Below are 25,013 nucleotides of genomic sequence, written 5' to 3' on the forward strand. Positions count from 1 at the left end.
CAAACCCATCCGATTAAAGTGCTCAAGGGATGGATTGTCATGAAACGGTCATCACTCGTTAGCGATTCAGCCATGTTGGACGCCTAGAGTCGCGTCAATGAGATCGATCTCAAGCGAGCGACAATGACTGATTTGAAACAGGTTGCCAGCCTGGCCGGGGTTTCCCGGGCCACCGCTGCACGCGCCTTCGCCAGCCCTGATGTGGTACGCGCCGAGACCCGCGACCGGGTGTTCGCTGCGGCCCGTGCGCTGGGTTTTCGCCCTAACCGTCTGGGCCGACAGTTGCGTCTGCAAACCACCAACCTGATTGGCGTAGTGGTGCCCAACCTGCTCAATCCGGTGTTTGCCGAACAGTTTCAGGCCATGGAACGAGCCGCGCGGGCGCGGGGCTACAACTTGCTGTTGGCGACCACCGACTACAGCGCCGAACGTGAAAGCGCCGTGGTTGAAGAGCTGCTGCGCCAGCGGGTAGACGGGCTGGTGCTGACCGTGACCGACGCCGAACACAACCGTGTGCTGCAAAGCCTGATCAGTGAGGACACGCCATTTGTGCTGGCCTACCACCAGACCAGCAATGCCGATTACAGCGCCGTGTCAGTGGATAACCGCGCAGGCATGGCGCTGGCGACACAGTACTTGATCGACGCCGGCCACCAGCGTATCGCCATGGTAGCGGGGCCGGTCATGCAGTCCGACCGCGCCCGCCTGCGTTATGACGGCTATTGCGACGCCATGGCCGAGCGTGGGCTTGCAGCTCGGCCGGTGATTGAGATGCCTGCCCATACCCGCGCCGATTTCGCCGCGCTTGAACCCTTGTTATGCGGCCCGGATGCGCCCAGCGCACTGGTCTGCTCCAACGATTTGCTGGCCATCAGCCTGATTTCCGAATTGCGCCGCAATGGCTGGGGCGTTCCCGAACGTCTGTCGGTCATCGGCTTCGATGGCATCGAACTCGGCACCCAGATGCACCCGACGCTGTGCAGCGTGGTTCAGCCCATTGCCGAACTGGCGCGCATCGTCATCGACCAATTACTGGCAGGGATTGCCGGAGCCGTACCGGTTTCTCATTGTCTGCCGTGCCACATCCGGCCCGGCGAAAGCACCCAGCCCTACCAGGAGATGCTTCATGCTCAGCCTCAGTAAAACCCTCGCGGCACTGTTGTTATGCGGTGCGGCCAGCCTCGCCCAGGCCGCCGAAACCGCCATTTGCTACAACTGTCCTCCTGAGTGGGCCGATTGGGGTACTCAGCTCAAGGCGATTGCCGACAGTACCGGTGTCCAGGTGCCGCTGGACAACAAGAACTCCGGGCAGGCGCTGGCACAGATTGTCGCCGAACAGGCCGCTCCGGTTGCCGACGTGGTGTATTACGGTGTGACGTTCGGTTTGCAGGCGCAGAAAGCGGGCGTGGTCGACACCTACAAGCCCAAGCACTGGGACGATATTCCGGCCGGCCTGAAAGACCCGCAAGGGCACTGGTTTGCCATTCACTCCGGCACCCTCGGCATCATGGTCAACGTCGACGCACTCGGCGGTCTGCCGGTGCCGCAAAGCTGGGCAGACCTGCTCAAGCCTGAGTACAAAGGCATGGTCGGCTACCTCGATCCTTCCAGTGCATTCGTCGGCTACGTTTCTGCCGTGGCGATCAACCAGGCCATGGGTGGGACGCTGGACAACTTCGGCCCGGCCATCGACTACTTCCAGAAACTGGCGAAGAACTCGCCCATCGTGCCCAAGCAGACTGCGTATGCCCGCGTGCTGTCCGGCGAGCTGCCGATTCTGGTCGACTATGACTTCAACGCCTACCGCGCTCGCTACAAGGACAAAGCCAACGTCGCGTTCGTGATCCCGAAGGAAGGCACCATCGGTGTTCCTTACGTGATGAGCATGGTGGCCAAGGCCCCGCATCGCGCCAACGCCGAGAAGGTGCTGGATTTCGTCTTGTCCGATGAAGGTCAGGCGCTGTGGGCCAAGGCCTATCTGCGTCCGGTGCGCTCGAAGATGCCGGCCGAAGTCGCCGCACAGTTCCTGCCGGACAGCGATTACGCCCGTGCCGGTGTGGTCGATTACCAGCACATGGCTGCCGTGCAGGAAGCCTTCGCCGCCCGTTATCTGCGTGAGGTGAAGTAATGTCAGCCTCGCCGGAACAAGCGCGGGCTCTGCGCAAGGGCGGATTTTTCAGGCTGCGGTTGCGCCCGACTGCTGCGGTGGCGCTGGCTCCGGCGATGGCGGTATTGCTGGCCTTCTGGCTGCTGCCGCTGACCCACCTGATCGTGCTCGGTGCGAGAAGTACGGACGGCAACGACAGCGGTTACTGGCAGGTATTGAGCAGTGCTCAGTATCTGGGCAGTCTGGTGCAGACTTGTGTGCTGGCGCTGGTGGTAACACTCGCAGCGTTGCTGGTCGGTGGCATCAGTGGCGTGTTTCTGGCCCGCAACCACTTTTTCGGACGCTCTGCGCTGGTCGCCTTGCTGACCTTTCCGTTGGCGTTCCCCGGTGTGGTGGTCGGCTTTCTGGTGATCCTGCTGGCCGGCCGCCAAGGGATTTTCGCCGCGCTCGGTCTGCAGCTGGCCGGTGAGCGCTGGGTGTTTGCCTACTCGCTCACCGGACTGTTCATTGGCTACCTGTACTTTTCGATACCACGGGTGATCCTCACCGTGATGGCGGCCTGCGAGAGTCTGGACCGTAGCCTTGAAGAGGCCGCTCATTCACTGGGTGCCGGTCATTGGCGCGTGGTGTGTGATGTGATCATTCCGGGCCTGACTCCGGCACTGGTGTCCTGCGGTGCGATCTGCTTCGCCACCTCGATGGGCGCATTCGGCACGGCATTCACGCTGGGCACACGTCTGAACGTCACCCCTGTGGCGATCTACAACGTGTTCACCAATTACGCCAACTTCACCGTGGCTGCCGCACTGTCGGTGATCCTCGGCCTGGTGACCTGGGCGGTGCTGTTGCTGGCCCGCCGAATGGTCGGAAAATCGGGAGTTGCCCTGTGAAACGCTCTCCATTGTTCGCGGCACAACTGGCGTTCACGCTGTTGGTCTGCGCGTTCATGCTGGTGCCGGTGGTGTTGTCGCTGCTGGCCGGTCTGACCCGCAATTATTTTCTGGGCCTGTCGAGTGGCTTGACCTTCGACTGGCTGATACAAGTCTGGCAGGCCTATTCGCCGACGGTCTGGCTGTCGCTGCAACTGGCTGTAGCCTGTGCGATCTGCGTCTGCGTGGTCGGTGTTCCGGCGGCGTATGCGCTGGTGCGCATGAACAATCGCTTCAGTCGGGCCTTTGAAGAACTGATGGTGCTGCCGGTCGCCATGCCCGGTCTGGCCAGCGCGTTGGCGTTGCTACTGACCTACGGCCAGTTCGGCAGCTTTCGCAGCAGCTGGTTGTTCATTCTGGTGGGTCATGTGCTGTTCACGTTGCCGTTTCTGGTGCGACCGGTGATGGCGGTGATGCAGCGTCAGCAATTGCCGGTGCTCGAAGAGGCCGCCGCCAGTCTGGGCGCCGGGCCGATCAAGCGTTTCTTCAGCGTGGTGGTGCCCAATTGCCGGGCCGGGATTCTGGCCGGTGTGCTGATGGTCGTGACCCTGTCGCTGGGTGAATTCAACCTGACCTGGATGCTGCACACACCGATGACCAAGACCCTGCCGGTCGGCCTGGCCGACAGCTACGCCTCGGCCCGGCTCGAAGTCGCCAGCGCCTACACCCTTCTTTTTCTGTTGCTGATTGTGCCGCTGCTGATTGCGTTGCAGGCCATCAGTGCGCATCTTGCCCGTGGAGAGAGCCGATGAGCGGAACCACCATTCGCCTGAAAGGCTGCCGCAAGGCATTTGCCGACGGCACTGTTGCTGTACAGGATCTGCACCTGACCATCGAGCCCGGCGAAACGCTGGCGATTCTCGGCCCGTCGGGTTGCGGCAAAACCACCACCCTGCGGCTGATTGCCGGGCTTGAGCGTCCGGACGTGGGGCAGGTGTTGTTTGATGATCAGGACGTCACGCGTTTGCCTATCGAAAAGCGCGATGTCGGCATGGTGTTTCAGAATTACGCACTGTTCCCGAACCTCGATGTGGCCGGCAACATTGTCTACGGCCTGAAGATTCGTGGCCTGTCGGCTGCCGAGCGCACCAAGCGTTGCGACGAGTTACTGGAACTGGTCGGTCTGACCGGTCACGGTAATCGCCGCGTCAACGAACTGTCCGGCGGCCAGCGGCAACGGGTCGCACTGGCTCGCGCACTGGCGCCGCGTCCTCGGGTGCTGTTGCTCGACGAGCCGTTGGCCGCACTGGATGCACAGCTGCGCGAGCGCTTGCGCAGCGAGCTGGATCAACTGCTGCGTGGGCTCGGCATCACTTCGGTGTTCGTCACCCACGATCAGGGCGAAGCGATGGCCCTGGGCGACCGGATTCTGGTTATGGAAAAAGGCTGCGTATCGCAATTGGCAACGCCGCGAGAAATCTATCAGCAGCCGGCCAATGCTTTTGTTGCCGGTTTTGTCGGCAATCTGAATGCGTTCAGCGTGGTCGCGCGCACGTCGTCGGGTCTCAAGGTGAGCGGCGGCGAATTGCCGTGGAGCGGTGCCGACATGCCGAGCACCGTCTATTGCCGTCCCGAGCACCTGCGTTTGATGCCAGGCAGCGGACATCTTCAGGGGCGTCTGGTCGGGCAGTTCTTTCAGGGCGCGCAAAGTCGCTTGCTGGTGGATGTCGGCGGTCCGCAGCCATTGCTGGTGGACAGCACCGACAACGTGATTTATGCCGCCAACTCAGCTATTGCCCTGAGCGTCGAACCGCAAGTGCTGTTCACCCTGCATTCGTGAAACCGTTTTTCAGCGAGAGATTATTTTGAATCGTCCGTTTCTTATTGCCCAGATCAGCGACCTGCACCTCAAAGCCGACGGGCGCCTGACCTATGGCGTGGTCGATACGCTTGGCGCGCTGCGTCGTGCTGTCGCTCACATCAATGCCAGCAAACAGCGCCCCGACATCGTAGTGATCAGCGGTGACCTGGTGGACTTCGGTCGTGAGGATGAATACGCGGTGCTCAAGCCTGAGCTGGAGCGTTTGCAGATGCCTTACTATCTGGTGCCCGGCAATCACGATGACCGCGAGCACTTGCTGGCAGCGTTTGCCGATCAGGTGTACCTGCCGCTGTCGGCCAATGCGCCGCTGGACTGGGTGGTGGAGAAATACCCGGTCCGTTTGATCGGCCTGGACACGACCATTCCCGGCGAACATGGCGGGCAGCTGGATTACTGTCAGTTGGACTGGTTACATGCTCAACTGTCGCGTCGCCCTTACGTGCCGACCGTGATCATCCTGCACCATCCGCCATTCATTACCGGCATCGGCCACATGGACCGTGCACCCTTCGGCAATGCGTCAGCGCTGGAACGTGTGATTGCTCAGCACCCGCAAGTGGAGCGGCTGCTGTGTGGGCATTTGCATCGACCGATGCAGCGGCGTTTTGGTGGCAGCGTGGCGAGCATCTGCCCCGGCACCTCACACCAGATCGTCCTCGACCTCGACGAAGCCGCCCCGGCGCATTTCAACCTGGAACCGGCAGGCTATGTGCTGCACCGCTGGCATTCCGAGCAGGGTCTGGTGAGCCATAACGCCGTGTTCGGCGACTATGAAGGGCCGTACCCGTTTTATGATGAGGCTGGGTTGATCGATTGATGGTTTATCGCTCCCACGCTCTGCGTGGTAGCACTGTTCCGGACGCTCTGCGTCCTCTTCTGAAGGTGACGCAGAGCGTCACGAACTGCATGCCCACGCGGAGCGCGGGCACGATCAGACGCCAATGAGCATTCCTATCGCTCCCACGCTCTGCGTGGTAGTGCTGTTCCGGACGCTCCGCACCTTCTTCTGAAGGTGACGCAGAGCGTCACGATCAGAGCTACTCGATCAGGCGCCGATGACACCGCCATCTTCACGGGTGATCACCATCACCGAGGAGCGTGGCTTGCCGTTGGGCAGGTGCTCGGGGAAGGTGGAGCCGCCGTTTTCGCCGGGGTGCTGGATGCCGATGAACATCGTCTTGTAGTCAGGCGCAAAGCTGATACCGGTGATTTCGCAACCGACCGGGCCGACCAGGAAACGACGAATCTCGCCGCTGGCAGGGTCTGCGCAGAGCATCTGATTGTTGCCCATCCCGGCGAAGTCGCCTTTGTTGCTGGAGTCGCCATCGGTCTGAATCCACAGGCGACCGGCCTGATCGAAACTCAGGCCGTCCGGGCTGTTGAACATGTTCTGTGGGTTGATGTTGCTCGACCCGGCCTGCGGCGTGCCCGCATGCACGGTCGGGTTGCCCGCGACCACAAACAGGTCCCAGTCGAACGCCATCGCCGAAGGATTACTGCCTTCTTCACTCCAGCGCAGGATCTGCCCGTACTGATTCTTGGCACGCGGATTCGGTCCGCCAACCGGCTGACCCTCATCGCCGCGCTTGATGTTGTTGGTCAGGGTGCAATACACCTGGCCGTCCTTGGGGCTGACCACGATCCATTCCGGGCGGTCCATGCGTGTGGCCTTGACGACACTGGCCGCCAGACGCGCATGAATCAACACTTCTGCCTGATTATTGAAACCGGCTGCGGCATCGAGGCCATTCTTGCCGTGAGTCAGTTCGACCCATTGGCCTTTGCCTTTTGGATGATCCGGATTGCTGTCGCCCGAGTCGAATTGCGCGACATACAAGGTGCCATGGTCCAGCAGATTGCGATTGGCTTTCGGGTTCTGGTTATCGATCTTGTCGCGGCTGATGAACTTGTAGATGAACTCGCCACGCTCGTCGTCGCCCATGTACACCACGGCGCGCCCGCCCTTGGTTTGCGTGAACGCAGCGTTCTCATGCTTGAAGCGTCCGAGTGCCGTGCGCTTGACCGGCGTCGATTCGGGATCGAACGGATCGATCTCGACCACCCAGCCGTGACGGTTCACTTCGTTAGGATTTTTCGCAACGTCGAAGCGCGGGTCGTGCGGGTGCCAGTTGATCTCTTTGCTCGCGGCCACAACGCCATAGCGCTTCATGCCAGCATCAAACTTCTGCTCCGGGTTGCTGCTGCCGAAACAATCAGTGAAGTTCTCTTCACAGGTCAGGTAAGTGCCCCACGGCGTCTGGCCGCTTGAGCAATTCTGGAACGTCCCCAGCGCGTGGGTGCCGCTCTCGTCGGCGTCGGTCTTGAGCCAGTCGTGACCGGCTGCCGGGCCACTCAGGTTGATCGGCGTGTTGCCGTGCACGCGACGGTTATAGCGCGAGTCCTGAACGAACTGCCATTTGCCGTCTTTCTGTTGAACTTCGATCACTGACACGCCTTCTGCGGCCAGTGCCTTTTGCACCTCTTCGGCGGACTGTGGCTCCTTGCCGTGATCGAAGAGGTAGCGGTAGTTGGTGTACTCGTTGTTGATCGCCATCAACGCGCGGTCTTTGTGACCCGGCATCGGGAACAGACACATGCCGTCGTTGTTGTCGCCGAACTGCACTTCCTGAGCCTTGGCGGTGCCTTTGCCGCTCGGGTCGAACGCCGGGCCGCCCACTTGCAATGGCTGGCCCCAGCTGATCAGCACGGAGGATAGGTAGCCTTTCGGCAGGCTGATGCTGTCGGCGGTTGCCATCGGGATGCTGTCGAAACCCAACAGGGCCCCGGACGCTGCGCTGACGCTGTTGGCCAGCACCGAGCGGCTCAACAGGTTGCCGCCAAGGAACATCGCTGCGCCGCACAAAGCGCCCGCGCTGATGAAACCACGACGCGTCAGCCCGGCCCTGTCTGCGCCGACCAGGTTTTCCAGATCGGTGGTTTGATTTTCTTCTAATAGTTTCATCATCACGGCTCCCTCGAATATGGCAGCCACCTTAGTGCGCGCATATGACGGAATTGTGTCGCGGTCATGACTTCCCGGCGCTTACGACGGTATCCCGAGCAGCACGAACGAAGCCGCGAATCTCGCCTGCACCGTGACGCCGGTTTGCAACTGCTGTGCATGCAGACGCTGAGGCGTCGCCAGGGCGCACAGCGTCTGGCCGCTTGGGAGGGTGATGCGTACTTCGCTGGGGCCGTCTTCGGCGTCGATCACGCTGTCGATCTGGCCAATAAGGCAATTGTTGCCATTTGTTTCCTGGGGGTCTTTAGCACTTTGCGCGTGCAGCTCCAGCCAGCCCGCCTTGATCAGTGCAACGGCGTCGGTGCCGATTTCCAGCCCTAAATGCAGCGTGCTGTCATGGGTCACCTGCGCGTCGATAAACACCGCCTCGGCCAGTTGCAGGCGCACCTGATCGTGATGCCCCTGACGAGTGATACCGACAATGCGCCCCAGCAACTGGTTGCGCGCGCTGGTGCGCAAGGTAAGGCGATTGAGCAGGTCCAGATCGCTGCTGTCTTCGGCGGCTTCGAGTATCTGCGCCTGCAATGTCTGCACGCGCTGATAGAGCCGCAGCACTCGCTCGCCTTCGGCCGACAGTTTCGCACCGCCCCCGCCACGCCCACCGACGCTGCGCTCCACCAGCGGCTTTTGCGCCAGATTGTTCAGCTCATCGATAGCGTCCCATGCGGCCTTGTAACTCAACCCTGCGCTCTTCGCGGCACGGGTGATCGAGCCCTGCTCGGCAATGTGCTGCAACAGTGCAATGCGCTGCGGGCGACGGACCATGTGTTGCGTGAGTAAGGGAGGCAGGGACATGGTGATCCGGGATGGTTGAGTGGGAGAGGTCAGTATGATCGCTCACGCGGCTTGCGTCGAAAACCGGACGCGGAGCGTGGGAGCGATGAGGATCTTGAGCGCGGATTCCGGTCAATCGCCCGGCTTGGGCGTACGCGCCAGACAGTACACGTCTACCCGACACGCACCGGCGCTGTTCAATAAACGCGCGATGACGTCTGTCGTCGAACCGGTGGTCAGTACGTCGTCGATCAGTGCCAGGTGTTTGCCCCGCACCCAGTCCGGATCAATCAGGCTGAATGCACCGCGCAGGTTGCGTTTGCGGGCTTTGGCGTCGAGGCCCTGTTGCGCCGTGGTCTCGCGGCTGCGCAGCACATGCTGTTCATCGACAGGCAGTTGCAGTTGTTTGCCCAGCCATCCGGCAAGCATCGCAGCCTGGTTGTAACCGCGCTGGCGCAAGCGTTTGTTGGCCAGTGGTACGGGCAAGAGATAGTCGGGACGGGGCTGGCCTTCATCAAAGCGATGCTGGAGGAAGTGCCCGCACAGTTCGGCGAGCAGTCGGCCCATGGGCCATTTGCCGTGGTGTTTGAAGCGGGTAATCAGGCCGTCGACCGGGAAAGCGTACAGCCATGGGGCGATCACCTGAGCGAAACCGGGTGATCGTTTAGCGCATTGCACGCACTCAAGGCCCGCGACAGGCATCGGCATCGGCAGCGCGCAGCGTTCGCATTGGTCGCCAAGCCACGGCAACTCGGCTTCGCACGGCATACAGATGGGCGTGGGCGTCTCGCTGCGTTCATCGCATAACAAACAGAATTGTTTGTTTTTTAACCAGATGTAAACCTCGTGGTCGTAGTTGGGTTGACAGCGCATGGCTCTTCCTTAAATATGCCCGACATCCGTGTAGCGCCTGTGGTCTTTCCCGCCCTCGCGCATTGCCCAGAAACACCAAGGAGCCGCCCGATGAGCGCCAGCACCACCGCCACTTTGCGTCACGACTGGACTTTAGCCGAGGTCAGGGCGCTGTTCGTACAGCCATTCAATGACCTGCTGTTTCAGGCGCAAACGGTGCATCGCGCTCACTTCGACGCCAACCGCGTTCAGGTCTCCACGCTGTTGTCGATCAAGACGGGCGCCTGCCCGGAAGACTGCAAGTACTGCCCGCAGTCCGGTCACTACAACACCGGTCTTGAAAAAGAAAAGCTGCTGGAAGTGCAGAAGGTCCTTGAAGAGGCGGCACGCGCCAAGGCCATCGGTTCAACCCGCTTCTGCATGGGCGCGGCCTGGAAGCACCCGTCTGCCAAGGACATGCCTTACGTACTGGAGATGGTCAAAGGCGTGAAAGCCATGGGTCTGGAAACCTGCATGACGCTGGGTCGTCTCGATCAGGAGCAGACCGAAGCGCTGGCCACTGCCGGGCTGGATTACTACAACCATAACCTGGACACCTCGCCGGAGTTCTACGGCAGCATCATCACCACCCGCACCTACGGCGAGCGCCTGCAGACCCTCGCTTACGTGCGCGATTCCGGGATGAAGATCTGCTCCGGCGGCATTCTGGGCATGGGCGAGTCGCTTGACGACCGCGCCGGTTTGTTAATCCAGCTGGCAAACCTGCCAGAGCACCCAGAGTCGGTACCGATCAACATGCTGGTCAAGGTGGCCGGTACGCCGCTGGAAAACGCCGAAGATGTCGACCCGTTCGACTTCATCCGCATGCTGGCTGTAGCGCGGATCATGATGCCCGAATCCCATGTGCGTCTGTCCGCCGGGCGCGAAGCGATGAATGAGCAGATGCAGGCTCTGGCGTTCTTCGCCGGAGCCAACTCGATTTTCTACGGCGACAAGCTGCTGACCACCGCCAACCCGCAAGCCGACAAGGACATGCTGTTGTTCTCGCGTCTGGGCATCAAGCCGGAAGCAGGCGAAGGCCACGCCGACGAAGTGCACCAGGCCGCCATCGAGCAGGCGCTGGTCGAGCAGCAAAGCAGCGCGATGTTCTACGACGCCGCTTCTGCCTGATCCCCTTGAGCGGGCCGGTAGTCAGCGGCCCGCTTTGAATCGCTCTCTCCCGCACCGGGGCCCGCATGTCTTTCGATCTCCGCACGCGCCTTGATGCCCGTCGCGCCGAACACCTTTATCGCCAGCGCCCGCTGCTGCAAAGCCCGCAAGGCCCGCAAGTCATTGTCGATGGTCAGCCGTTGCTGGCGTTCTGCAACAACGACTACCTGGGCCTGGCCAGTCACCCCGAAGTGATCGCCGCCTGGCAGGCGGGTGCCGAGCGCTGGGGCGTGGGTGGCGGGGCGTCGCATCTGGTGATCGGTCATAGCGCGCCTCATCATGAACTGGAAGAAGCGCTTGCTGATCTGACCGGACGCCCGCGAGCGCTGTTGTTCTCCAACGGCTACATGGCCAACCTTGGCGCTGTAACGGCGCTGGTCGGGCAGGGCGATACGGTGCTGGAAGACCGTCTCAATCATGCGTCGTTGCTGGACGCCGGTCTGCTCAGCGGTGCACGGTTCTCCCGCTATCTGCACAACGACGTCAACAGCCTGGCCTCGCGTCTGGAAAAGTCCGTTGGCGATACGCTGGTGGTGACTGATGGGGTGTTCAGCATGGACGGTGATATCGCCGACCTGCCTGCGCTTGCTCTGGCGGCCAGGGCCAAGGGCGCTTGGCTGATGGTTGACGATGCGCACGGCTTCGGACCGCTGGGTGCAAACGGTGCGGGGATCGTCGAGCATTTCGGCCTGAGCATGGATGACGTGCCGGTGCTGGTCGGCACCCTGGGTAAATCGTTCGGCACCTACGGGGCATTTGTGGCCGGCAGTGAAGAACTGATTGAAACCTTGATCCAGTTCGCTCGCCCTTACATTTACACCACCAGCCAGCCGCCTGCGCTGGCCTGCGCAACCCTGAAAAGTCTGCAGTTGTTGCGCACCGAGCATTGGCGTCGCGAGCATTTGATGCGTCTGATCCAGCAGTTTCGTCGTGGCGCCGAGCAGATCGGTTTGCAGCTGATGGACAGCTTCACGCCGATCCAGCCGATCATGATCGGCGATGCGGGGCGAGCGCTGCGCCTGTCGCAATTGTTGCGCGAGCGCGGCTTGCTGGTGACCGCCATACGTCCGCCCACCGTGCCAGCGGGCAGTGCTCGTTTGCGTGTCACGTTGTCGGCGGCGCACAGCGAGGCGCACGTGCGGCTATTATTGAATGCGCTGGAGCAGTGTTACCCGTTGCTGGATGTTAATGAATCCACGGAGCCCGTTCATGCGTGATCGACTGATTTTGCTGCCGGGTTGGGGGCTTGGCGTCTCGCCGCTGCAACCGCTTGCGGATGCCTTGCGTGGGCTGGACGAGCATTTGCGGGTCGAGATCGAGCCATTGCCAGAGATCGACAACTGCGACCTGCCGGACTGGCTCGACGAACTGGACGCTAATCTTCCTGACGACGCCTGGCTGGGCGGCTGGTCGCTCGGTGGCATGCTCGCCGCCGAGCTGGCCGCGAGGCGTGGTGAAGGCTGCTGCGGATTGCTGACTCTGGCGAGCAACGCCTGTTTCGTCACTCAAGGCGCATGGCTGCATGCAATGCCTGTTGAGGATTTCGATGCGTTTCTGGCGGGGTGTGCTATCGACCCGGATGCGACGCTCAAGCGTTTCAGTCTGTTATGCACCAACGGCGCAGAAGACCCGCGCGGTCTGGCGCGGTTGCTCAAGGCTGGTGCGCCGCACACGTCGCCAACCGCTCTGGTCGACGGGCTGAAAGTACTCCGGCAGCTCGATACCCGCAGTGCGCTGCAAACCTTTCGCGGCCCGCAACTGCATCTGTTCGCCGGCCTGGATGCCTTCGTTCCGGCCGAGGCCGCGGGCGATCTGCTGGCCTTGCTGCCGGATATCGAAGTGGGGCTCATCGAGCAGGCCAGTCACGCGTTTCTTCTGGAAAACCCCCACGGCGTCGCGGCTGCAATCCATGCTTTTCTGCACGAGTCGGGTGATGACTGATCTTTCCAATCCCAAACCGCCTTCCATACTGCCTGACAAGCGTCAGGTCGCGGCGTCGTTTTCCCGAGCGGCAGGCAGCTATGACAGCGTTGCTGAATTGCAGCGTAGCGTCGGTCACCAATTGCTGGCTCGCCTTCCCGCCGGATTCAATCCTTCGCGCTGGCTGGACCTGGGCTGTGGCACCGGTTATTTCAGCCGCGCGCTGGCGCAGACGTTCGCTAACAGCCAAGGCATCGCGCTTGATATCGCCGAAGGCATGTTGCGCCACGCGCAGCCACTCGGCGGGGCGCAGCACTTCGTTGCCGGGGATGCCGAGCATCTGCCACTGCGCGAGCAGAGCTGCGAACTTATTTTCTCCAGCCTCGCCGTGCAGTGGTGCGCTGATTTTGCAGCGGTGCTGAGCGAAGCGCGTCGCGTATTGCAACCGGGCGGCGTGTTTGCCTTCGCCAGTTTGTGCGTGGGGACGCTGTACGAACTGCGCGACAGTTGGCAGGCCGTTGATGGACGCGTGCATGTAAACCGTTTTCGTCATGAAGAAGACTACCGCCAGCTGTGTGCCGCGAGCGGACTGCGAGTGTGCAGTCTCGACGTTCGCCCGCAAGTGCTGCATTACCCGGACGTGCGCAGCCTGACCCACGAGCTGAAAGCGCTCGGCGCGCACAATCTCAATCCGGGACGCCCTAACGGTCTGACCGGTCGCCAGCGGATTCTCGGCATGGTCCAGGCTTATGAGCGCTTCCGTCAGGAGGCCGGGCTGCCTGCCACGTATCAAGTGGTGTACGCGGTTCTTGAAAAAGCCTGATGGCTTCACGTTATAAGGAAAAAATGCCGAGATGAGCGCAGCCTATTTCATCACCGGAACCGATACCGACGCTGGCAAGACCACCGTGGCAGCCGGGCTGCTGCATGCTGCCCGCCTGGCAGGCCTGAGTACGGCGGCCGGTAAGCCGGTCGCGTCCGGTTGCGTCATGACTGCACAGGGGCTGCGCAATGCTGACGCACTGGCATTGCAGGCCGAGTGCTCGGTCGAGCTGGATTACGACGAGGTCAATCCGCTGGCGCTGGAGCCTGCAATTGCGCCGCATCTGGCGGCGCGTGAGGCCGGTGTCGCGTTGACAGTCGAGTCGTTGCTGCACCCAATGCGCCATATTCTGGATAAACAGGCTGATTTCACCCTGATCGAAGGCGCTGGTGGCTGGCGTGTGCCATTGGCCGGGCAGGGTAATCTGTCCGATCTGGCCATCGCCTTGAAACTGCCGGTGATTCTGGTGGTGGGTGTACGCCTGGGCTGTATCAATCATGCTGTACTGACCGCCGAAGCCATCGCCCGTGATGGCCTGCACCTGGCGGGCTGGGTGGCGAATGTGATTGACGGCGAAACGTCGCGGCTTGAGGAGAACCTGGCCACGTTGGTCGAGCGTTTGCCCGCGCCGTGTCTCGGGCAGGTGCCCCGACTGAGCAACGCCAGCGCCGAAAACGTGGCGCAATATCTTGATATTGCCGGGCTCTGCTGACAGCGATGCTAAGTGGCTGACACACAAGTGGCTTTCGGCTTTTCACCAATTTACTCGCGTTACGGCCTAGTGCCATTAGTCTGTTTGTTGAGTATTTCTGTGCATTAGCTGGTTCAATGGCACGTGTTCGTTTTTTGAACTGAGGATCGGCTTATGCAAATCACCATGAACAACACCCTCTATCCAGGTCTGAGCGCCATGCAGGTCGGGCAGAGCCGTGTCGATCAGGCGGCTACCCAGATCGCCAGCTCTAACATCGAGGTTTCCGGTAGAAGCCAGTCTTCGGACTTCCAGCTTGAGAATCTACGCTCGGTCGACCGCAGTCAGCGCTCTGATCTACCGTCGAACATTGTCGAGCTCGAAGCCGGCAAGGGCCAGTTTGAAGCCGGTCTTGCTGCGCAGAAAGCCAGTGATGAAATGCTCGGCACGCTGATCGACACCTACGCCTGATTTCTGCTCCGCCTCCCCGCCGTGCCATTCGCGCACGGCGTCGCCTCATGAATTTCTCCGCATCATTGTCCTGTATCGCCCCTGCGCCTGGCTGTGACCTTTACTAAACTTCTGCTTACGCTTGCCCTCAGCTATGTGCCTGCGCGGTCTGTGGAAAGATCGTGGACGAATGGTGCGTGGTTCTCTATTGACAAGGTTTGGGCGTAAACGTATGTTTCAAACACCTGTTTGACCGTAAGGCATACGAGAGTGTCTGGTGCTTGAGGGTATGTCCCCAGCGACCGCCCGGTCATTCGTTCCAGGATTCATCAGCAGAGGTTATCGCTATGCCTGATTACAAGGCCCCCTTGCGTGATATTCGTTTTGTTCGTGATGAACTGCTCGACTATGAAGCGCATTATCAAAGTCTGCCCGCCTGCCACGATGCCACTCCAGACATGGTCGATGCCATTCTTGAAGAGGGCGCCAAGTTCTGCGAACAGGTTTTGGCTCCGCTGAACCGGGTGGGCGATACCGAGGGCTGTACCTGGAGCGAGTCGGGCGTGAAGACGCCGACTGGTTTCAAACAGGCATACAAACAGTTTGTCGAAGGCGGCTGGCCGAGCCTGGCGCATGACCTCGCACACGGCGGTCAGGGCCTGCCCGAGTCGCTGGGCCTGGCGGTCAGCGAAATGGTCGGTGAGGCCAACTGGTCGTGGGGCATGTACCCGGGCCTGTCGCACGGCGCGATGAACACGATTTCCGAGCACGGCACGCCCGAGCAGCAGGATGCGTACCTGACCAAGCTGGTGTCCGGCGAATGGACCGGCACCATGTGCCTGACCGAGTCACACTGCGGTACTGACCTTGGCATGCTGCGCACCAGGGCTGAGCCTCAAGCCGACGGCACCTATAAGGTGACCGGCACCAAGATCTTCATTTCCGCTGGCGAACACGACATGGCCGATAACATCGTCCACATCGTGCTGGCCCGCCTGCCGGACGCACCGGCGGGTACCAAAGGCATTTCGTTGTTTATCGTGCCCAAGTTCCTCTCGGCTGCCGATGGCAGCGTGGGTGATCGCAACGCGGTGCACTGTGGTTCGATCGAGCACAAGATGGGCATCCACGGTAACGCCACTTGTGTGATGAACTTCGACGGCGCTACCGGTTACCTGATCGGCCCGCCGAACAAGGGCCTGAACTGCATGTTCACGTTCATGAACACCGCGCGTCTGGGCACTGCGCTGCAAGGTCTGGCGCATGCCGAAATCGCTTTCCAGGGCGGCCTGAAATACGCCCGTGACCGTCTGCAGATGCGCTCGCTGACCGGGCCGAAAGCGCCGGAAAAGGCCGCTGATCCGATCATCGTTCACCCTGATGTCCGTCGCATGCTGCTGACCATGAAGGCTTTCGCCGAGGGCACGCGTGCCATGGTGTACTTCACGGCCAAGCAGGTCGACATCGTCAAATACAGCGAAGACCCTGAACAGAAAAAAGCGGCCGATGCGCTGCTGGCGTTCATGACGCCGATTGCCAAGGCCTTCATGACCGAAGTCGGCTTCGAGGCCGCCAACCACGGCGTACAGGTTTACGGTGGCCATGGTTTCATCGCCGAATGGGGCATGGAGCAGAACGTTCGCGACAGCCGTATTTCGATGCTGTACGAAGGCACCACCGGTATTCAGGCACTCGACCTGCTGGGCCGCAAAGTGCTGATGACTCAAGGCGAAGCGCTCAAGGGCTTCACCAAGATCGTCCACAAGTTCTGCCAGGGCAACGAAGGCAACGAAGCCGTTCAGGAATTCGTGACGCCATTGGCTGCGCTGAACAAGGAGTGGGGCGAACTGACCCTGAAAGTGGGCATGGCTGCCATGAAGGACCGCGAAGAAGTGGGCGCTGCTTCGGTGGATTACATCATGTATTCCGGTTACGCCTGCCTGGCCTACTTCTGGGCTGACATGGCACGCCTGTCCGCCGAGAAGCTGGCAGCCGGTACATCGGACGAAGCGTTCTACCGTGCCAAGATCCAGACCGCACGCTTCTACTTCCAGCGCATCCTGCCGCGCACCCGTACTCACGTTGCCGCCATTCTGTCGGGCGCTGCCAACCTGATGGACATGAAAGAAGAAGACTTCGGCCTGGCTTACTAAGCTCCGCGTCAGTCACGAAAACCGCCTGATCGCTGATCAGGCGGTTTTTTTATGGCTGGTATCTTCAAAATCGGACGTGATGCATGCTTGCGTGGCGCTGAGCGTCACAAGCCCCACACCATCTGCTCAAGACCGGACGCAGAGCGTCGCACGATAGTTGCGGTTATCGTTCCGCCACTCCGGCGTGGCAATGCAGTCATGGACGCTCCGCGTCCAGCGCATTGGCGCGAGCGTCAATAACACTTGGCGCGGCGCGTGAAGTCTATAGCTACCTATGCAATAAACATTTCCAGTCTCCTGCCGTTAAAGAAAGTAGCTCGTCTATTGATCCTGCTGAATGCATTGTTCGCTGGATGAAGGCACAATGATATCGGTTCGTTCCAGGGCAGGAGATAAACCCTTTTGTTGCGTCCATCCGCTGCACGCCTGAGTCATTTTCTGCCCTCTCTGATGTTGTTGGTGGCAGGGCTTGCGGCTGCGTATGTAAAGGACTTGAACGTCTTCTTCACCTCGCTGTTCAATGTGCTGCCAACACTGGTATTGCTATTGGGCGGTGCCTACTGCCTCGTCTACCGGCGACAACGCGAGCTGTTTCTGATGCTCACCGTGTACATCGCCTATTACCTGCTGGATACCCAGACTGACTATTACCGCGACAACGGCAAGGTCCGGGAAGACGCGGCGGTGATTTTCCATCTGGTCTGTCTGTTACTGCCGGTATTGTTCGGTCTGTACGCCGCATGGGAAGAACGCACTCATCTGTTTCAGGACATGGTCGCCCGGCTGGCGGTGCTGGTGGCACTGGGCGGCGTGGCGCTGGGCCTTGAGCAGAGTTATCCGGTCGAGCTGCAAAGCTGGCTGGCGGAGATTCGCTGGCCGGCCTTGCATGGCAACTGGATGAGCCTGATCCAGTTGTCCTACCTGATGTTTCTCCTGTCGTTCGGCGTGCTGATCTGGCAGTACCTGGAAAAGCCACGCCCCCTGCATGCCGCGCAGGTTGTCGGGCTGCTGGGGTTGTTCTGGGCGCTGCCCAAGACCTTCATCCTGCCGTTCACGCTGAATATTCTGTGCAGCCAGGTGATGTTGATGATCGCCGCGGCTGTCGCTCATGAGGCGTATCAGATGGCCTTCCGCGATGAACTGACCGGGCTGCCCGGCCGCCGGGCGCTCAACGAAAGAATGCAGCGTCTGGGCCGCAATTATGTGCTGGCCATGAGCGACGTCGACCACTTCAAGAAATTCAACGACACCTATGGCCACGACGTAGGCGATCAGGTCTTGCGGCTGGTCGCCAGCAAGCTGTCGAAAATCACTAACGGCGGCGGCAAGGCTTATCGCTACGGGGGGGAAGAGTTCGCCATCGTATTTGCCGCCAAAACGCTCGATGAGTGCCTGCCGCATCTGGAGGCGATTCGTGAAACCATCGCCAATTACCAGATCCAGTTGCGCAACAAGGACCATCGCCCCCAGGACGATCAGCAAGGACGCCAGCGGCGGGGCGGGCCACATGCAGGCAGCGTGTCGGTGACTATCAGTATCGGTGTTGCCGAGCGCCAGCCGGAACATCGCAGCGCGGAAGAAGTGCTCAAATGCGCCGATCAGGCGCTGTATGCCGCGAAGGGTGCAGGCCGTAACTGCGTCGTCGCCTTTGACCAGTTGAACCGGCGCGGTGCCGTGCGCACAACCGAAACATCGACCTGATCAAATCGTTCTATTCGCGTGACCTGTTGTGACTATTCAGTCATGACACGACCCTATGTGTCTGAAATGTTGTTCGGGTAGACTCGTGAAAACCGACCGCTGATCTTCGCCGCTGCATGCATCGATCAGCCCCCAAGTTTCTTGCTACGTGCTCACGAGGTTTGCCATGGCTGACTACAAAGCGCCGCTGCGCGATATGCGCTTCGTCCTCAATGAAGTGTTCGAGGTTTCCAGACTCTGGGCGCAACTGCCTGAGCTGGCTGAAACAGTCGACGCCGAAACGGTCGACGCCATTCTCGAAGAGGCCGGTAAAGTCACCAGCAAGACCATCGCCCCGCTGAGCCGTAATGGTGATGAGGAAGGCTGCCACTGGAAGGACACTGTGGTGACCACGCCAGCGGGCTTTCCGGAAGCCTATCGGACCTACGCCGAAGGTGGCTGGGTGGGCGTTGGCGGCAATCCGCAATTCGGCGGCATGGGCATGCCCAAAGTGGTCTCGGCTCAAGTCGAAGAGATGATCAACTCCGCCAGCCTCGCCTTTGGTCTGTACGCCATGCTGACGTCCGGTGCCTGCGTGTCGATCAACACCCACGCCACCGAAGCGCTCAAGGCGAAATTCCTGCCCAATATGTACTCGGGTGCCTGGGCCGGTTCGATGTGCCTGACCGAGGCGCATTGCGGTACTGACCTCGGCATGATCCGCACCAGGGCCGAGCCTCAGCCTGACGACACTTATACGATCACCGGCAGCAAGATTTTCATCACTGGCGGTGAACACGACCTGACTGAAAACATCATTCATCTGGTGCTCGCCAAACTGCCTGACGCACCGCCCGGGCCTAAAGGGATTTCGCTGTTTCTGGTGCCCAAATTCATGGTCTCTGACGATGGCAGCCTCGGTGAGCGCAATACCGTCAGCTGTGGCTCCATCGAGCACAAGATGGGTATTCAGGCGTCGGCGACCTGCGTCATGAACTTCGATGACGCTGTCGGCTACCTGATCGGCGAGCCGAACAAGGGCCTGGCAGCGATGTTCACGATGATGAATTACGAGCGCCTGGGTGTCGGCATTCAGGGCTTGGCGTCGGGTGTGCAGTCTTATCAGAACGCGGTGGAATACGCCCTTGATCGTCTGCAGAGTCGTGCCCCGACCGGTGTGCAGAACAAGGACAAGGCCGCTGACCCGATTATCGTCCACCCTGACGTGCGGCGCATGCTGCTGACCATGAAGGCCTTCAACGAAGGCGGTCGGGCGTTCTCCAGCTACGTTGCCCTGCAACTTGATATTGCCAAGTTCAGCGAGGATGACACCGCGCGTAAACATGCCGATGATCTGGTGGCGCTGTTGACGCCGGTCGCCAAGGCGTTCCTCAGCGATATCGGTCTGGAAACCACGGTTCATGGCCAGCAGGTGTTTGGTGGTCACGGCTACATTCGTGAGTGGGGCCAGGAGCAACTGGTGCGTGACGTGCGTATCACGCAGATCTACGAGGGCACCAACGGCATTCAGGCGCTGGATCTGGTCGGCCGCAAGATCGTCGGCTCCAACGGTGCGTTCTATCAGCTGTTCTCCGATGAAGTACGCCAGTTCATCAGCGCTTCCGACAGCTCGCTTGGCGAATTCACCCGGCCGTTGACGGCTGCGCTGAACATGCTGGACGAACTGACCGCGTGGGTGCTGGACCGCTCGCGCAATAACGCCAATGAAATCGGCGCGGCTTCGGTGGAGTATCTGCACCTGTTCGGTTACACCGCCTACGCCTATATGTGGGCAATGATGGCCAAAGCCGCCATGGGCAAGGAGCAGCAGGAAGACTTTTACGCCAGCAAGATGGGCACCGCGCGCTTCTACTTTGCCCGTTTGCTGCCGCGTATCCACTCGCTTGATGCGTCGGTACGCGCCGGCAGCGAGTCGCTTTTCCTGTTGGAGGCGTCACAATTCTGAGTTCGGAAAAGCTGTGTAAGCATTTGCTTACACTGCGTGGTGACATTTGGCCTCTTCCCAAAAAATGGATCCAAAGTTAATCTTGCTCCATGGACGTAGCGCAGGAAGCGCACTAAGACATAACAGGGACACGTAGGGAAGCCTGCCAGGATGGCGGGGTGAAAGGGAAATCAGGGAAACAGTCTGGAAAGCCCCGCTTCGGCGGGGTTTTCTTTGTCTGCGTTTCAGGAAATCAGACTTCATTGCACATGGATTCATGTGCGCAGCGAGTGTCAGGTTGCAGGTAAGGGTGATTTTCCGAGGAAAACATTTCCAGGAAAAGGCAGGCGCCGTGCCAGAGCCGTTGAACCCTCGTGAAGGCTCAGGGTCGATTAGCTGTATGGCCATTAGAGCCAATCACTCAGGAGCATCCCATGGACATCATTCGTATTATCTTCGCCATTCTGCTGCCGCCCGTGGGCGTGTTCATGCAAGTCGGTTTTGCTGGCGCTTTCTGGCTGAATATCCTGCTCACCCTGTTGGGTTACATCCCGGGCATCATCCACGCGATCTACATCATCGTTTCGCGTAAATAACGCCCCGGCGCATGGATTGATCGTTCTTTCAGCTGGAACGATCAATCGGCCGCATCAAGCACCTCCCGGTAAAACCTCCATTCCTTCTCCAGCGCATCTGCCAGGTTGTGTGCCTTGCGGAATCCATGGTGTTCGTCCGCGTAAAAGTGCGCTTCGGTCTTGATGCCCCTGTCCTGCAAGGCCTTGAGCATGGAACGAGTCTGTTCCGGCACTACGACGGCATCCAGTTCGCCCTGGAAAAAGATCACTGGCACATTGATGCTGTCCGCGTGCAGCAGCGGCGTTCTGGCTTCGTAACGCTCTATGTCCTTGAGCGGATCGCCAATCAGCCAGTCCAGATAATCACCCTCGAACTTATGCGTGGCCCTGGCCAGCGCGACCGGATCGCTGACTCCATACAGGCTGGCCCCGGCGCGAAACACGTTCTGGAAGGCCAGTGCGCATAACGTGGTGTAACCCCCCGCGCTGCCGCCGCGTATGAAGGCCTGTCGTTCATCAATCAAGCCACGTTCGGCCAGGTGGGTGACGACCGCGCAGGCATCCTCGACGTCCGCCACGCCCCAGGTCAGGTGCAGGCTCTGTCGATACTCGCGACCGTAGCCGCTGCTGCCGCGATAATTCAGGTCCGCCACGGCGAAGCCGCGATGCGTCCAGTATTGAATGCGCGGGTCGAGCACCGGGTAGCAGGCCGAAGTCGGGCCGCCGTGGATGAACACCACCAGCGGCGGCTTCTGCGCCCCAGTCATGGCCGGATAGAAATAACCGTACGCCTCGGCTCCGCCGCTCGGGTAGCGCAACGCTTGTGCAAGGCTGATCTGTTCGACAGGCAGCGGAGAGCCGCCACCGGCCAACACCTGCACACTGTGATCGACACGTGAAATGGCCAGCACGGCAGACGTGCTGAATGGCGAGGCCGCGATGCAATAGATAAAATCCTCGTCGACGGCGAGGCTGCGGAACCGGTTGTATCCGGCGCTGAAATCTTCGGCGGAGCCGTCGGCCTGACACAGCCCCAATACCCAGGAACCGTCCTGCGCCCAACTGGCCAGATAGCCCTCGTTGATCGGCAGCCAAGTGCAACTGCCCAATTGCCAGGGCGCAGATGCATGGTCAGCGGGCGCGGCCGGAAGCGACACAAACCCGGAAGCCGATTCGCCCCACGGCTGCCAGAAGCCGGCGCGATCAGTCAGGCAGTACAGTTGGCCCTGAGTATCGAAGCGCGGTTGTTGCAAGGATTCTTCAGTGTCATCACCTGCAACACATACAGCAGTGCCCCAGTTACCACTGTCCTGCCTGGTCGCACACATCAGGCGGGTACGGGTCCACGGCTGATGCGGGCGCTGCCATTCGATCCAGGCCAGACGTTTGCCGTCGGCGCTGATAATGGGCGACGCATAGAAGTCCGCACCTTCGGCCAACAGCTCGCGCTGGCCGTCAGCCAGGGCGATGGACACCAGCCGATGGGTGGTGTGGTCTTCTTCAACGGCGAGAATCCGGTCGTTGCTGAAAAACACACCACCGTAGCGTTTGTCACCCTGAGTCAGGGCAACCGGCTCGCTGGCGTCCAGCGCCTGTCGATAAAGCTGCTGATCACGCTCATTGACGAACACCACGGCGTCGTCGGCCAGGCAGAATGAGCCACCGCCGTATTCATAGACCCGGCTGCGCACGCTGAAACCCTGAGGCGTCAGGCAACGCTTGCTGTTCGCGTACCAGTGCCAGATGCGGCTGGCGCCATCTTCGGGCCGGTATTCATTCCAGAACAGGCCTGCGGAATTGACGTCCAGCTCGGCGAAGTCGACGCCCGCGGCAACCGCCTGCGCGGCGCTCAGGGGTTCAGGAAGATTTTGCGATGAGTCGTGAGTTTCGGTCATTGCGAAAGGCCAGCTCTTCAATGGTTTGAGTAGCAGTTTCGGACTCGTCGCGAGCCTGAGTGATGATCCCGTGGTGATAGGATTTACTGCACACCGGGTCAGCATTGGCTGCATCGCCGGTGAGCATGAAGGCCTGGCAGCGGCAGCCGCCGAAGTCTTTTTCTTTCTCGTCACACGAGCGGCAAGGCTCGGGCATCCAGTCGTAACCGCGAAAACGGTTGAAGCCGAACGAGTCGTACCAGATGTGCTGCATGCTGTGATCGCGCACATTCGGAAACTGGATCGGCATCTGTCGCGCGCCGTGACAGGGCAGTGCGGTGCCGTCCGGGGTTACGGTCAGGAAGATATTGCCCCAGCCATTCATGCAGGCCTTGGGACGCTCTTCGTAATAATCGGGGGTGACGAAGATCAGCTTGCACGGGTGATTTTCCGCCTCCAGCCGCTCGCGGTACTCATTGGTGACCGCTTCTGCACGCACCAGTTGATCCCGGGTTGGCAGCAGTCCGACACGATTCAAATGCGCCCAGCCATAGAACTGACAGGTCGCCAGTTCGACGAAATCCGCTTCCAGCGCCAGGCACAGCTCGATGATCTTGTCGATCCGGTCGATGTTGTGCCGGTGTGTGACGAAGTTCAGCACCATCGGATAGCCGTACTTTTTCACTGCACGGGCCATTTCCAGCTTTTGCGCAAAGGCTTTCTTCGAGCCTGCGAGCATGTTGTTGACCTGCTCGTCGCTGGCCTGAAAGCTGATCTGGATGTGGTCCAGCCCGGCTTCCTTGAAGGCGATGATCTTTTCTTCGGTCAGACCGATGCCCGAGGTGATCAGGTTGGTATAAAAGCCCAGTCGCCGAGCTTCGGCGATCAGCTCGGCAAGGTCCTGACGCACCAGTGGCTCGCCGCCGGAAAATCCGATCTGCGCCGCACCCATCTCCCGCGCTTCCTGCATAACCTTGAACCACTGTTCGGTGGTCAGCTCCTGGCCCTGTTTGGCGAAGTCCAATGGGTTGGAGCAGTAAGGGCACTGCAGCGGGCAGCGATAGGTCAGCTCGGCGAGCAGCCACAGCGGCAGGCCGACCTCGGGAGTGGGTGGGATGTAGGGGCTATTGGTCGCGAGCACGGTGTCAGACAAGATCGATCCAGTTTTTCTTTTTGGCGCCTTCCATGAACTCGTCGACGTCCATGCCCAGCTCGGGAACATTAGGGAACTGGCGATGAAGCTCGTCAATGATGGCGGCGATCGTGCGCTGCCCGTCGATCAGCCCGCCAATCAGGGCCGCGCTTTCATTGAGTTTGATCATGCCTTCAGGGTAAAGGACCACATGGGCCTTTTGCGCAGGCTCATACTGAAAGCGGTAGCCCTGATGCCACTTGGGCGTCAATGCCCGGAATGTCGGATCGTGCTTCATAGGGTAATCCCCTTATGCCAGACCTTCTGGTCTGTAACGCTGTGATACGGCGGGCGGTTCAGTTCGTAGGCCATGGACATCGCATCGAGCATGCTCCACAGAATGTCGAGTTTGAACTGCAGGATTTCCAGCATACGCTGCTGGCCTTCATAGGTAGTGTAGTGCTGTAACGTGATCGCGAGACCGTGTTCCACATCGCGCCGGGCCTGACCCAGGCGAGTGCGGAAATACTCATAGCCTGCCGGGTCGATCCACGGGTAATGCTGCGGCCAGCTGTCCAGTCGCGACTGATGGATCTGCGGCGCGAACAATTCGGTCAACGAGCTGCTGGCCGCCTCCTGCCAGTTGGCACGGCGAGCGAAGTTCACATAGGCGTCGACCGCGAAGCGTACGCCAGGCAATACCAGTTCCTGAGAGCGCAACTGATCCGGGTCCAGCCCGACGGCCTGACCGAGGCGCAACCAGGCTTCGATGCCGCCGTCTTCACCGGGCGCGCCGTCGTGGTCGAGCAGGCGCTGAATCCATTCGCGACGAATCTCGCGATCCGGGCAATTGGCCAGAATCGCGGCGTCCTTGAGCGGAATGTTCATCTGATAGTAGAAACGGTTGGCAACCCAGCCCTGAATCTGTTCGCGGGTCGCGCGGCCTTCGTACATCGCTACGTGAAACGGGTGATAGATGTGGTAATACGCGCCCTTGGCACGCAGGGCCTGCTCGAATTCTGCGGGGGACAACGCAGTCGCTTCGCTCATGTCAG

At 60.4% G+C, this 25,013-nt stretch carries 23 protein-coding genes; 16 read left to right on the forward strand and 7 right to left on the reverse strand.

Annotated elements, in window-relative coordinates:
- Positions 1-123 precede the first annotated feature (123 nt).
- Genes N018_RS02305 through N018_RS02330 form a run of 6 tightly spaced genes read left to right on the forward strand, consistent with a single transcriptional unit; the run spans position 124 to position 5,675 of the window.
- Positions 124-1,143 (forward strand): LacI family DNA-binding transcriptional regulator, encoded by a 1,020-nt coding sequence (locus N018_RS02305; RefSeq protein ID WP_025388748.1) that lies wholly within the window; start codon positions 124-126, stop codon positions 1,141-1,143.
- Positions 1,127-2,128: an ABC transporter substrate-binding protein gene (locus N018_RS02310; RefSeq protein WP_025388749.1), complete on the forward strand. Its 1,002-nt coding sequence runs from the start codon at positions 1,127-1,129 to the stop codon at positions 2,126-2,128. Before N018_RS02305 ends, N018_RS02310 begins: the two co-directional genes overlap by 17 nt.
- Complete coding sequence (locus tag N018_RS02315) at positions 2,128-2,997, forward strand: ABC transporter permease (protein WP_024645783.1); 870 nt, start codon at positions 2,128-2,130, stop codon at positions 2,995-2,997. The genes N018_RS02310 and N018_RS02315 overlap by 1 nt, the downstream gene beginning before the upstream one ends.
- The gene (locus tag N018_RS02320; RefSeq protein ID WP_024645782.1) at positions 2,994-3,788 is read left to right on the forward strand and encodes an ABC transporter permease; all 795 of its coding nucleotides are present in this window, start codon (positions 2,994-2,996) and stop codon (positions 3,786-3,788) included. Before N018_RS02315 ends, N018_RS02320 begins: the two co-directional genes overlap by 4 nt.
- Positions 3,785-4,816, forward strand: coding sequence for an ABC transporter ATP-binding protein (locus N018_RS02325; RefSeq protein ID WP_024645781.1), 1,032 nt, complete (start codon positions 3,785-3,787; stop codon positions 4,814-4,816). Before N018_RS02320 ends, N018_RS02325 begins: the two co-directional genes overlap by 4 nt.
- 25 nt (positions 4,817-4,841) lie before the next feature.
- Positions 4,842-5,675 carry a phosphodiesterase gene (locus tag N018_RS02330; protein ID WP_024645780.1) on the forward strand — a complete coding sequence of 278 codons (834 nt, stop codon included), beginning with the start codon at positions 4,842-4,844 and terminating at the stop codon, positions 5,673-5,675.
- Positions 5,676-5,903: 228 nt separating this feature from the next.
- Here N018_RS02330 and N018_RS02335 read toward each other — a convergent pair whose 3' ends face one another.
- The 3 genes from N018_RS02335 to N018_RS02345 all read right to left on the reverse strand — a co-directional run bounded on the left by N018_RS02335 (position 5,904) and on the right by N018_RS02345 (position 9,527).
- The gene (locus N018_RS02335; protein WP_025388750.1) at positions 5,904-7,820 is read right to left on the reverse strand and encodes a PhoX family protein; all 1,917 of its coding nucleotides are present in this window, start codon (positions 7,818-7,820) and stop codon (positions 5,904-5,906) included.
- 81 nt (positions 7,821-7,901) lie between these two features.
- Positions 7,902-8,675: a TOBE domain-containing protein gene (locus N018_RS02340; RefSeq protein ID WP_025388751.1), complete on the reverse strand. Its 774-nt coding sequence runs from the start codon at positions 8,673-8,675 to the stop codon at positions 7,902-7,904.
- A 111-nt stretch (positions 8,676-8,786) separates the two neighbouring features.
- Complete coding sequence (locus N018_RS02345) at positions 8,787-9,527, reverse strand: ComF family protein (protein ID WP_025388752.1); 741 nt, start codon at positions 9,525-9,527, stop codon at positions 8,787-8,789.
- Between the two features lie 90 nt (positions 9,528-9,617).
- Here N018_RS02345 and bioB point away from each other — a divergent pair, with 90 nt between their 5' ends.
- From bioB to N018_RS02395, 10 genes are all read left to right on the forward strand, one after another.
- The gene (gene bioB / locus N018_RS02350) at positions 9,618-10,676 is read left to right on the forward strand and encodes a biotin synthase BioB (protein ID WP_024645776.1); all 1,059 of its coding nucleotides are present in this window, start codon (positions 9,618-9,620) and stop codon (positions 10,674-10,676) included.
- A 65-nt stretch (positions 10,677-10,741) separates the two neighbouring features.
- On the forward strand, positions 10,742-11,932 hold the full coding sequence (bioF, locus tag N018_RS02355) for an 8-amino-7-oxononanoate synthase (RefSeq protein WP_025388753.1): 1,191 nt from the start codon (positions 10,742-10,744) through the stop codon (positions 11,930-11,932).
- The gene (locus tag N018_RS02360; RefSeq protein WP_025388754.1) at positions 11,925-12,656 is read left to right on the forward strand and encodes an alpha/beta fold hydrolase; all 732 of its coding nucleotides are present in this window, start codon (positions 11,925-11,927) and stop codon (positions 12,654-12,656) included. The genes bioF and N018_RS02360 overlap by 8 nt, the downstream gene beginning before the upstream one ends.
- The gene (gene bioC / locus N018_RS02365; protein ID WP_025388755.1) at positions 12,649-13,458 is read left to right on the forward strand and encodes a malonyl-ACP O-methyltransferase BioC; all 810 of its coding nucleotides are present in this window, start codon (positions 12,649-12,651) and stop codon (positions 13,456-13,458) included. Before N018_RS02360 ends, bioC begins: the two co-directional genes overlap by 8 nt.
- Positions 13,459-13,489: 31 nt before the next feature.
- The gene (gene bioD / locus N018_RS02370) at positions 13,490-14,170 is read left to right on the forward strand and encodes a dethiobiotin synthase (protein ID WP_025388756.1); all 681 of its coding nucleotides are present in this window, start codon (positions 13,490-13,492) and stop codon (positions 14,168-14,170) included.
- Between the two features lie 153 nt (positions 14,171-14,323).
- A complete protein-coding gene (locus N018_RS02375; protein WP_024645771.1) occupies positions 14,324-14,620 on the forward strand; it encodes a hypothetical protein in 297 nt (98 codons plus the stop codon).
- Between the two features lie 326 nt (positions 14,621-14,946).
- A complete protein-coding gene (locus tag N018_RS02380; protein WP_024645770.1) occupies positions 14,947-16,752 on the forward strand; it encodes a phenylacyl-CoA dehydrogenase in 1,806 nt (601 codons plus the stop codon).
- 402 nt (positions 16,753-17,154) lie between these two features.
- A complete protein-coding gene (locus tag N018_RS02385) occupies positions 17,155-18,453 on the forward strand; it encodes a GGDEF domain-containing protein (RefSeq protein WP_025388757.1) in 1,299 nt (432 codons plus the stop codon).
- Between the two features lie 166 nt (positions 18,454-18,619).
- Positions 18,620-20,398: an acyl-CoA dehydrogenase C-terminal domain-containing protein gene (locus N018_RS02390; RefSeq protein ID WP_025388758.1), complete on the forward strand. Its 1,779-nt coding sequence runs from the start codon at positions 18,620-18,622 to the stop codon at positions 20,396-20,398.
- Positions 20,399-20,811: 413 nt separating this feature from the next.
- The gene (locus tag N018_RS02395; RefSeq protein ID WP_002555565.1) at positions 20,812-20,973 is read left to right on the forward strand and encodes a YqaE/Pmp3 family membrane protein; all 162 of its coding nucleotides are present in this window, start codon (positions 20,812-20,814) and stop codon (positions 20,971-20,973) included.
- Positions 20,974-21,014: 41 nt separating this feature from the next.
- On the opposite strand, the gene N018_RS02400 is transcribed toward N018_RS02395, so the two are convergent.
- The 4 genes from N018_RS02400 to pqqC are packed head-to-tail and all read right to left on the reverse strand — an operon-like array spanning position 21,015 to position 25,008.
- On the reverse strand, positions 21,015-22,847 hold the full coding sequence (locus N018_RS02400; protein WP_025388759.1) for a S9 family peptidase: 1,833 nt from the start codon (positions 22,845-22,847) through the stop codon (positions 21,015-21,017).
- Positions 22,810-24,048, reverse strand: a complete 1,239-nt coding sequence (pqqE, locus tag N018_RS02405) for a pyrroloquinoline quinone biosynthesis protein PqqE (protein ID WP_418903462.1) — start codon at positions 24,046-24,048, stop codon at positions 22,810-22,812. Before pqqE ends, N018_RS02400 begins: the two co-directional genes overlap by 38 nt.
- Complete coding sequence (gene pqqD, locus N018_RS02410) at positions 23,972-24,256, reverse strand: pyrroloquinoline quinone biosynthesis peptide chaperone PqqD (protein WP_024644688.1); 285 nt, start codon at positions 24,254-24,256, stop codon at positions 23,972-23,974. Before pqqD ends, pqqE begins: the two co-directional genes overlap by 77 nt.
- Positions 24,253-25,008 carry a pyrroloquinoline-quinone synthase PqqC gene (gene pqqC, locus N018_RS02415; protein WP_024644689.1) on the reverse strand — a complete coding sequence of 252 codons (756 nt, stop codon included), beginning with the start codon at positions 25,006-25,008 and terminating at the stop codon, positions 24,253-24,255. The genes pqqD and pqqC overlap by 4 nt, the downstream gene beginning before the upstream one ends.
- Between the last annotated feature and the right edge of the window lie 5 nt (positions 25,009-25,013).

Source organism: Pseudomonas syringae CC1557, assembly GCF_000452705.1.
GTDB lineage: Bacteria > Pseudomonadota > Gammaproteobacteria > Pseudomonadales > Pseudomonadaceae > Aquipseudomonas > Aquipseudomonas syringae_F.

Coding starts and splice junctions, on each gene's coding strand:
- N018_RS02305 (WP_025388748.1), top strand. CDS start 124: ATGACTGATTTGAAACAGGTTGCCAGCCTGGCCGGGGTTTCCCGGGCC.
- N018_RS02310 (WP_025388749.1), top strand. CDS start 1,127: ATGCTCAGCCTCAGTAAAACCCTCGCGGCACTGTTGTTATGCGGTGCG.
- N018_RS02315 (WP_024645783.1), top strand. CDS start 2,128: ATGTCAGCCTCGCCGGAACAAGCGCGGGCTCTGCGCAAGGGCGGATTT.
- N018_RS02325 (WP_024645781.1), top strand. CDS start 3,785: ATGAGCGGAACCACCATTCGCCTGAAAGGCTGCCGCAAGGCATTTGCC.
- N018_RS02335 (WP_025388750.1), bottom strand. CDS start 7,820: ATGAAACTATTAGAAGAAAATCAAACCACCGATCTGGAAAACCTGGTC.
- N018_RS02340 (WP_025388751.1), bottom strand. CDS start 8,675: ATGTCCCTGCCTCCCTTACTCACGCAACACATGGTCCGTCGCCCGCAG.
- N018_RS02345 (WP_025388752.1), bottom strand. CDS start 9,527: ATGCGCTGTCAACCCAACTACGACCACGAGGTTTACATCTGGTTAAAA.
- bioB (WP_024645776.1), top strand. CDS start 9,618: ATGAGCGCCAGCACCACCGCCACTTTGCGTCACGACTGGACTTTAGCC.
- bioF (WP_025388753.1), top strand. CDS start 10,742: ATGTCTTTCGATCTCCGCACGCGCCTTGATGCCCGTCGCGCCGAACAC.
- N018_RS02360 (WP_025388754.1), top strand. CDS start 11,925: ATGCGTGATCGACTGATTTTGCTGCCGGGTTGGGGGCTTGGCGTCTCG.
- bioC (WP_025388755.1), top strand. CDS start 12,649: ATGACTGATCTTTCCAATCCCAAACCGCCTTCCATACTGCCTGACAAG.
- bioD (WP_025388756.1), top strand. CDS start 13,490: ATGAGCGCAGCCTATTTCATCACCGGAACCGATACCGACGCTGGCAAG.
- N018_RS02375 (WP_024645771.1), top strand. CDS start 14,324: ATGCAAATCACCATGAACAACACCCTCTATCCAGGTCTGAGCGCCATG.
- N018_RS02380 (WP_024645770.1), top strand. CDS start 14,947: ATGCCTGATTACAAGGCCCCCTTGCGTGATATTCGTTTTGTTCGTGAT.
- N018_RS02390 (WP_025388758.1), top strand. CDS start 18,620: ATGGCTGACTACAAAGCGCCGCTGCGCGATATGCGCTTCGTCCTCAAT.
- N018_RS02395 (WP_002555565.1), top strand. CDS start 20,812: ATGGACATCATTCGTATTATCTTCGCCATTCTGCTGCCGCCCGTGGGC.
- N018_RS02400 (WP_025388759.1), bottom strand. CDS start 22,847: ATGACCGAAACTCACGACTCATCGCAAAATCTTCCTGAACCCCTGAGC.
- pqqE (WP_418903462.1), bottom strand. CDS start 24,048: ATGTTCCCGAGCTGGGCATGGACGTCGACGAGTTCATGGAAGGCGCCA.
- pqqD (WP_024644688.1), bottom strand. CDS start 24,256: ATGAAGCACGATCCGACATTCCGGGCATTGACGCCCAAGTGGCATCAG.
- pqqC (WP_024644689.1), bottom strand. CDS start 25,008: ATGAGCGAAGCGACTGCGTTGTCCCCCGCAGAATTCGAGCAGGCCCTG.